The following is a 2,004-nucleotide window of genomic DNA, read 5'->3' as shown; positions in this document are numbered from 1 at the left end:
CCCACATTCCGCAGATGTGGGTGGAATTTTTTTATCAGTTGTGAAAAGTTGGAACCCCAAAGTTTTTCCGTTTAACTTATACGGTTTTAACGTCACGGAAGCCGGTCAAATCTCCTAAAATCAAATAAAGTGAAATCATTGATTTTTTTTAAATAGCTTGAGCGCGCTGTTTCTCGAAATTACTCAGCTTTTTAGTCAAGACAAAACCTGCCAATAGCTAATTCTCTTGACTAATAAATGTGGATTATTCACCAATATCTACAGCTTAATAATGAGCGTCATCCACCTGCAAACATTAAATAGTACCGACTGCAATACTGTCCTAAATGCTTTAATACATCCTGACGGTCTTGGGTTAAATTACTGACTTGCTTTTCTCCGTTGACCGTCACTAAATGTACCGCCTGAAACATTTGAAATATCCAACGCATTGTCGGTTTATTGGTGAGTTTCTTCACCTGATTTCTCACTTCCTCATTGGTAGCTGATAATTGTTGTCTCAATTTCCTTTGTGCGAGGGTATAAACTAACAAGCACAGTCCCATTATCATTCCTATTGCTTCGACTCGCTCGGGATTCTTCACAAACACGCTTGAGGTAAAAAATAAGGGATCTTTGATAAATCTAAATCCTCTCTCGTTGCTTTGCTGTGCTTTGTACTCTGATAGTATCTGTTCGTCGCTCACCTCTTGAGTGTCTAAGATGTTGGTGGCTAATATAAATCTCCCGGCTGCGATCTTTTCGGCTTCTATTACTGATAATCGGGTTTCTATTTGACCCGTAACTTGATAAACTGTTGTTTTTATTTGGTTCTCTAGTTTCTGCTTGCTTGTCGGTTTTTTGGCGGGTTTTTCTCTGCATTCAATTTCTGCGATTTGGTGATACTTCCAGGGGTCTGATAATCTTTTTATCGCGATTTCTGCGTCAGCAATACACGCAAACTCTTGTTTGAATAGCTTGCGCAGTGAGAAAGAAGCTGATTCTAATTGTTTTTCTACTTCCCGGTCTATTTTTTTGATGGCTGCTTGTTTCCTGATGTCGCTTTCTACTACTATCCATCTTTGCTTGATGTTGGCATACTCGCTGGTTGTGGCTGCTATTTTGTAGCCTTTTATTGGGGCTGACTCCCAGTCTTTATCTGAGATAGCTGAGATTTTCTCTCGGGCCTCTTTGATACTTAATGGTACTCGGGTTATCCATTTCATTCCTGTCATTGCTGATAAGTTCTCTGCTGTGTATAAGGCACTGTCTGCTACACAGATTCCGTCGAAAGTCCATTGGTTTTTAAATTCTTTGAGTCGGGCGACAAACACGCTTTTGTCATCGGCGTTTCCGTCATCTATTTTGAGATACAATGGTACGTCTCCATCACCGCTGACTATGGTGTCAATGATAAATTGTTTGAGGTCGGGTCTTTTGTCTCTTGAATATCCGTGAACGATTTTTATGGCTTTCATTTCATCGGTCATTTCTGATGAGTCTGTTTCAAGGTCTTGACTCTTTTCCTGAGAAGTTTTGTATGCTCCTTCTACTGATATTGAACTGCTGTCTAGATGAACGCTGTTCATTGATACTTGAAATTTCTTGGCTGCTAAAAGGGCGATCGCTGTAAATAATTGTGTCGTTCCAGCTTGATGGTATTTGTCTAATGCTCTGCCTATTCGATCGTCATTTAATTGTTCGGGGGTCACTCCTTCTCCGATTAGATGTTCTGTTGCTTTCCCGACAAAAAATGTGTCGAATAGGTAGATTGGGGCGCTCAAAAACCCTAATCCGTTCAAAATCATCGCTTTCATTACTTGTCCTGGGCTGAGGGTTTCTTTGTTGCTTATTCCCACTTTTCTGTTAACTTCTTCTACCAATTCCATCTCATCTATTATCCCTGCTACTATTCCCAAGTGGTCTAAATTTACGATATTTATCCCTGATAATGGTTGGTTCATGATTTTTAGAGTTGCTTTACGGCAGAAATCTATTATACACTAAAAACCCCCAAACGATTGC

General features: G+C 40.0%; 1 protein-coding gene. It reads right to left on the bottom strand.

What is annotated here, in order from left to right; genetic code table 11:
• Nucleotides 1-278: 278 nt before the first annotated feature.
• On the bottom strand, nt 279-1,943 hold the full coding sequence (locus QUA53_RS28915) for an IS1634 family transposase (RefSeq protein ID WP_333101296.1): 1,665 nt from the start codon (nt 1,941-1,943) through the stop codon (nt 279-281).
• Between the last annotated feature and the right edge of the window lie 61 nt (nt 1,944-2,004).

Source organism: Microcoleus sp. Pol12B3 (assembly GCF_036701355.1).
Lineage (GTDB): Bacteria > Cyanobacteriota > Cyanobacteriia > Cyanobacteriales > Microcoleaceae > Microcoleus.
The sequence above is the reverse complement of the archived record's forward strand: the minus strand, read 5'-3'. Positions and strand labels throughout refer to the sequence as shown.

Coding starts and splice junctions, on each gene's coding strand:
- QUA53_RS28915 (WP_333101296.1), bottom strand. CDS start 1,943: ATGAACCAACCATTATCAGGGATAAATATCGTAAATTTAGACCACTTG.